The following is a 6479-nucleotide window of genomic DNA, read 5'->3' as shown; positions in this document are numbered from 1 at the left end:
CCGGAGCCGGACCGGAGCCGGACCGGAGCCGGGCCAGAGCCGGAGGAGGGCCGGAGCCGGAACGGAGGAGGGCCGGAACCGGAACGGAGGAGGGCCGGAACCGGAACGGAGGAGGGCCTGGCCTTGTCCGGCCCGGCCCCCTCCCGGTCTTCGCTCGGATGTGCCCTTCCCCGCCGCGTCGGGTCAGTGAGCCGCCGATTCCCAGTCGGGGCCCACGCCCACCGACACGTCCAGCGGAGCCCGCAGGTGGACGGCGCCCGCCATCTCGCGGCGGACGATCTCCTCGGCGGCCGCTCGCTCGCCGGGGGCGATCTCCAGGACGATTTCGTCGTGCACCTGGAGGAGCATGCGGGACTTGAGGTCCGCCTCCCGCAGCGCGCTGTCCACCTTGAGCATGGCGATCTTCACGATGTCCGCCGCCGTGCCCTGGATGGGCGCGTTCAGGGCCATGCGCTCGGCCGCCTCGCGGCGCTGGCGGTTGTCGCTGTTGAGGTCGGGCAGGTAGCGGCGGCGGCCGAAGAGCGTCGCCGTGTAGCCCGTCGCCCGCGCCTCGTCCACCGCCCGGCGCAGATAGTCCCGGACCCCGCCGAAGCGCTCGAAGTACGCGTCCATCAGCGCCCGGGCCTCGGCCGCCTCGATGTTCAGCTGCTGGGAGAGGCCGAACGCGGACAGGCCGTAGGCCAGGCCGTACGACATCGCCTTGATCTTGCGGCGCATCTCCGCGTCCACCGCGCCGGGCTCGACGCCGAACACCTGGGAGGCGGCGGTGGTGTGCAGGTCCTCGCCGGAGGTGAACGCCCGGATCAGGCCCTCGTCCTCGGAGAGGTGGGCCATCACGCGCAGTTCGATCTGGCTGTAGTCCGCGGTCATCAGGGACTCGAAGCCCTCGCCGACCACGAAGCCCCGCCGGATCGCCCGGCCCTCGTCCGTGCGGACGGGGATGTTCTGCAGGTTCGGGTCCGTGGAGGAGAGACGTCCGGTCGCGGCCACCGTCTGGTTGAAGGTGGTGTGGATACGGCCGTCGCCCGCGATCGTCTTGATCAGGCCCTCGACGGTGACCCGGAGCTTCGCCTGCTCGCGGTGCCGGAGCATGATGACCGGCAGTTCGTTGTCGGTCTGGGTGGCGAGCCAGGCCAGCGCGTCCGCGTCGGTGGTGTAGCCGGTCTTGGTCTTCTTCGTCTTCGGCAGCGCCAGCTCGCCGAAGAGGACCTCCTGGAGCTGCTTGGGCGAGCCCAGGTTGAACTCGTGACCGGCCGCGGCGTGCGCCTCCTTCACGGCCTGCTGCACCGCACCCGCGAACATCTGCTCCATCGCCTCGAGGTGCGGGCGGTCCGCCGCGATGCCGTGCCGCTCCATCCGGGCGAGCAGCGCGGACGTGGGCAGCTCCATGTCCCGGAGCAGGTCGGCGGCGCCCACCTCCTCCAGGCGGCCCTCGAAGGCCGTGCCGAGGTCCAGGACCGCGCGGGCCTGGATCATCAGGGCCTCGGCCTCGGCGGCGTCGTCCGCGCCGAAGGCCAGCTGGCCGTCGGCCGCGGCGGCCGGAGCCAGCTCGCGGTGCAGGTACTCCAGGGACAGCGCGTCCAGGTCGAAGGAGCGGCGGCCGGGCTTGACCAGGTAGGCGGCGAGGGCGGTGTCCATGGTCACGCCCTGGACGCTCCAGCCGTGCTCGGCGAAGACGCGCATGGCGCCCTTGGCGTTGTGGAACACCTTGGGGCGGTCCGCGTCGGCCAGCCAGGCCGCGAACGCGTTCTCGTCGGCCTCGTCCAGCTCCGACGGGTCGAACCAGGCCGCCGCTCCCCCGGCCGCGGCGAGGGCGACCTCGGCGACCGAGCCGGTGCCCAGCGCCCAGGTGTCGACGGTGGCCACGCCCAGGGGGCCGGTGCCGTGCTCGGCGAGCCAGGGGGCCAGCTCGCCGGTGCGCAGAACGGCGCCGTCGATCTCCACGCCGCCGGTGGTGACCGGGGTGGTCTCGGCCTCCTCGGTGCCGGGGTCGACGGCGAAGAGGCGCTCGCGCAGGGACGGGTTGCGGATCTCCAGGGTGTCCAGGACCATCGCGACGGCCTTGCGGTCGTACGGGGCCCGCTCCAGGTCGGCGACCGTCCTCGGCAGCTCGACCTGGCGCTCCAGTTCGGTGAGGACGCGGTTGAGCTTGACGGACTCCAGGTGGTCGCGGAGGTTCTGCCCGGCCTTGCCCTTGACCTCCTCGGCGCGCTCGACCAGCTCGGCGAAGGAGCCGAACTGGTTGATCCACTTCGCGGCGGTCTTCTCGCCGACGCCGGGGATGCCGGGGAGGTTGTCGGACGGGTCGCCGCGCAGGGCCGCGAAGTCCGGGTACTGGGCGGGCGTCAAGCCGTACTTCTCGAAAACCTTCTCCGGGGTGAACCGGGTCAGCTCCGAGACGCCCTTGGTCGGGTAGAGCACGGTGGTGTTCTCGGTGACCAGCTGGAAGGAGTCGCGGTCACCGGTGACGATCAGCACCTCGAAGCCCTCGGCCTCGGCCTGGGTGGCGAGGGTGGCGATGATGTCGTCCGCCTCGTACCCCTCGACGGCGAAGCGGGGGGCGTGCATCGCGTCGAGCAGCTCGCCGATCAGCTCGACCTGGCCCTTGAACTCGTCCGGGGTCTTGGAGCGGTTCGCCTTGTACTCGGTGAACCGCTCGGAGCGCCAGGTCTTGCGGGAGACGTCGAAGGCCACCGCGAAGTGCGTGGGCGCCTCGTCACGCAGGGTGTTGGCCAGCATCGACGCGAAGCCGTAGATCGCGTTCGTCGGCTGGCCGGTCGCGGTCGTGAAGTTCTCCGCGGGCAGCGCGAAGAACGCGCGGTAGGCCAGCGAGTGCCCGTCCATGAGCATCAGCCGGGGACGGGTGCCGCCGGGGGTCTTGTCGGTCTGCTTCGATGCTGTCTCTGCCACGCCCCCGATCCTGCCACGCCGCACTGACACTCCGGTCCGGGGCGCCGAGAGTCACCGGCCGTTACCGGACGTAGTGCCGGTGGTGCCCGAGTGGGCGGTGGGGTGAGTGAGGGGCGTTGTGACTGGTGGGTGGGGTCATGGTGGCGGTGGTGCGGTGAGGGGGGTGCGGTGAGTTCGGCACCGCCGGGCACCGCCGGGCACCGCCGGGCACCGCCGCCGTGGTTGATCGCCGTTGCGGCGGAGACCCCAGCGAAGGCCCGGCTCCAACGGGCCGAAAGGTGGCCGACCGGCAGACACAGCCGAGCGAGAGACGCGCGCGGGCAGAGAGCCGGCCGAGACACCGCCCACGGACAGACAGCCGGCCGAGACACGCCCCGCGAGCAGACACCGCCGCCCCAGACACGCCCCGCGAGCAGACAGCCGGCCGAAACACGGCCAACCGCGCCGGTGGCGGTCCTGGTCCTCGGGGGACCGGTGGACCGGGCGGGTTCATTGTCGGTGGGGCGTGGGAGGATCGTTCGCGTACTTCTCACACGCAGTCGAAGGGGAGCGTGCGATGGCGACGAAGCCGCCCAAGGGTGATCCGGTTCAGGACGCACCGCAGGTCGCGGAGCCGAAGCACGCGGCGGCGGGGCTCCCGGCCATCGGGCACACGCTGCGCATCGCCCAGCGGCAGATGGGCGTGAAACGCACCGCGCTGACCCTGCTGCGGGTGAACCAGAAGGACGGCTTCGACTGCCCGGGCTGCGCCTGGCCGGAGCCGGACCACCGGCACGCGGCGGAGTTCTGCGAGAACGGCGCCAAGGCGGTGGCGGAGGAGGCCACCCTGCGCCGGGTCACGCCCGAGTTCTTCGCCGCGCACTCCGTGGCGGACCTGTCCGGCCGCAGCGGCTACTGGCTGGGCCAGCAGGGCCGGCTCACGCACCCCATGTACCTCCCCGAGGGCGGCACGCACTACGAGCCGGTCTCCTGGGACCGGGCCTTCGACATCATCGCCGAGGAGATCGCCGCCCTCGGCTCCCCGGACGAGGCCGTCTTCTACACCTCGGGCCGCACCAGCAACGAGGCCGCGTTCCTGTACCAGCTCTTCGCGCGCGAGCTGGGCACGAACAACCTGCCGGACTGCTCGAACATGTGCCACGAGTCGTCCGGGTCGGCGCTCAGCGAGACCATCGGCATCGGCAAGGGAAGCGTCCTGCTGGAGGACCTGTACCAGGCCGACCTGATCATCGTCGCGGGCCAGAACCCGGGCACGAACCATCCGCGCATGCTCTCCGCGCTGGAGAAGGCCAAGGCGAACGGCGCGAAGATCATCAGCGTCAACCCGCTGCCCGAGGCGGGACTGGAGCGCTTCAAGAACCCCCAGACCCCGCAGGGCCTCCTCAAGGGCGCCGCCCTCACCGACCTGTTCCTGCAGATCCGCATCGGTGGCGACCAGGCCCTCTTCCGGCTCCTCAACAAGCTGATCCTGGAGACGGACGGCGCGGTCGACGAGGAGTTCGTCCGCGACCACACCTACGGTTTCGCGGAGTTCGCCGAGGCCGCGCGCGCCGCCGACTGGGACGAGACGCTCACCGCGACCGGCCTCACGCGCGCGGAGATCGAGCAGGCCCTCCGCATGGTGCTCGCCTCGCGGCGGACCATCGTCTGCTGGGCCATGGGCCTCACCCAGCACAAGCACGCCGTCCCGACCATCCGCGAGGTGGTCAACTTCCTGCTGCTGCGCGGCAACATCGGCCGCCCGGGGGCGGGCGTGTGCCCGGTGCGCGGGCACAGCAACGTCCAGGGCGACCGCACCATGGGCATCTTCGAGCGGCCCGCCCCGGCCTTCCTGGACGCCTTGGAGAAGGAGTTCGGGTTCGCGCCGCCGCGCGAGCACGGCTTCGACGTCGTACGGGCCATCCGCGCGCTGCGCGACGGCGAGGCGAAGGTGTTCTTCGCCATGGGCGGCAACTTCGTCTCCGCCTCGCCCGACACCGAGGTCACCGAGGCCGCGATGCGCCGTGCGCGGCTGACCGTGCACGTGTCGACCAAGCTGAACCGCTCGCACGTGGTCACGGGCGCGCGGGCGCTGATCCTGCCGACCCTGGGCCGGACGGAACGCGATGTGCAGGACAGCGGCGAGCAGTTCGTGACCGTCGAGGACTCCATGGGCATGGTGCACGCCTCGCGCGGGCGCCTGCGGCCCGCGAGCCCGCAGCTGAGGTCCGAACCGGCCATCATCTGCGGGCTCGCCCGCCGGGTGCTCGGCGAGCGCAGCGTCGTGCCGTGGGAGGAGTTCGCGAAGGACTACGCCACGATCCGGGACCGCATCGCGCGCGTGATCCCCGGCTTCGAGGACTTCAACGCGCGCGTGGCCCGGCCCGGCGGCTTCGCGCTGCCGCACGCCCCGCGCGACGAGCGCCGCTTCCCGACGGCCACGGGCAAGGCGAACTTCACGGCGGCTCCGGTGGAGTACCCGGCGCTGCCCGAGGGCCGGCTGCTGCTGCAGACCCTGCGCTCGCACGACCAGTACAACACCACGATCTACGGACTGGACGACCGCTACCGGGGCATCACGGGCGGGCGCCGGGTGGTGCTGGTGCACCCCGAGGACGCCCGCGCGCTCGGGGTCGCCGACGGGTCGTACGTCGACCTGGTGAGCGAGTGGCAGGACGGGGTGGAGCGGCGGGCGCCGGGCTTCCGGGTCGTGCTGTATCCGACGGCCCGGGGCTGTGCGGCGGCCTACTATCCCGAGACGAACGTGCTGGTGCCGCTGGACGCCACCGCCGACACCAGCAACACCCCGGCCAGCAAGTCCGTCGTCGTGCGGCTCGAGGACCACACCGGGGACACGGGGAGCCGTCTGGAACAATCGGCGACCGACTGAGCGTTTGCTCAGTGAGCCGACAGTCGGACGACGAACGGAGCCGGGCCCATGGGTGAGCAGCAGCAAGTGAAGTTCCCGCAGGAGGTCATCGACGAGTACGCCTCGCTCGGTGTGGACCTGCCCGCCCTGTTCTCGGCCGGACACCTGGGCACGCGGATGGGTGTGCAGATCCTGGAGGCCGCGGCGGACCGGGTCGTGGGGACCATGCCGGTGGAGGGCAACACCCAGCCGTACGGCCTGCTGCACGGCGGCGCCTCCGCGGTGCTCGCGGAGACCCTGGGTTCGGTCGGCTCCATGCTGCACGGCGGCGCCTCGAAGATCGCGGTCGGGGTGGACCTGAACTGCACGCACCACCGCGGGGTCCGCTCGGGCCTGGTGACGGGCGTGGCCACGCCGGTGCACCGCGGGCGGTCGACGGCGACGTACGAGATCGTGATCAGCGACGAGGAGGGTCGCCGGGTCTGCACCGCCCGGCTGACCTGCCTGCTGCGCGACGTCCGGCCGGGCGACGGGGCGCCCGCGGAGCCCGCCGGCGGCTGAGCCCGGCTCCGCCGAAGCGTTGCCCCTCGCCCTCCCTCCCTCTAGCTTCGGCACATGGGACGGCGAGGAGGCCCCCGGCCGGGGGCGAGGTTCCTGGTGGTCGGCCTGGCGCTGCCGGCACTGCTGTGCGCGACGGCCTGCGCCCGCCCCGACAGCCATC

3 protein-coding genes are annotated in these 6479 nt (G+C 72.2%); 2 read left to right on the top strand and 1 reads right to left on the bottom strand.

What is annotated here, in order from left to right:
• Window positions 1-183: 183 nt before the first annotated feature.
• On the bottom strand, window positions 184-2910 hold the full coding sequence (polA, locus tag CCN44_RS16720) for a DNA polymerase I (RefSeq protein ID WP_086698110.1): 2727 nt from the start codon (window positions 2908-2910) through the stop codon (window positions 184-186).
• 556 nt (window positions 2911-3466) lie between these two features.
• On the opposite strand from polA, the gene CCN44_RS16715 reads away from it, so the two are divergent.
• Window positions 3467-5779 carry an FdhF/YdeP family oxidoreductase gene (locus tag CCN44_RS16715; protein ID WP_086698109.1) on the top strand — a complete coding sequence of 771 codons (2313 nt, stop codon included), beginning with the start codon at window positions 3467-3469 and terminating at the stop codon, window positions 5777-5779.
• Between the two features lie 48 nt (window positions 5780-5827).
• A complete protein-coding gene (locus CCN44_RS16710; protein ID WP_086698108.1) occupies window positions 5828-6319 on the top strand; it encodes a hotdog fold thioesterase in 492 nt (163 codons plus the stop codon).
• The last annotated feature ends 160 nt before the right edge of the window (window positions 6320-6479 follow it).

This window comes from Streptomyces tricolor (assembly GCF_002155905.1).
Lineage (GTDB): Bacteria > Actinomycetota > Actinomycetes > Streptomycetales > Streptomycetaceae > Streptomyces > Streptomyces tricolor.
The sequence above is the reverse complement of the archived record's forward strand: the minus strand, read 5'-3'. Positions and strand labels throughout refer to the sequence as shown.

Coding starts and splice junctions, on each gene's coding strand:
- CCN44_RS16715 (WP_086698109.1), top strand. CDS start 3,467: ATGGCGACGAAGCCGCCCAAGGGTGATCCGGTTCAGGACGCACCGCAG.
- CCN44_RS16710 (WP_086698108.1), top strand. CDS start 5,828: ATGGGTGAGCAGCAGCAAGTGAAGTTCCCGCAGGAGGTCATCGACGAG.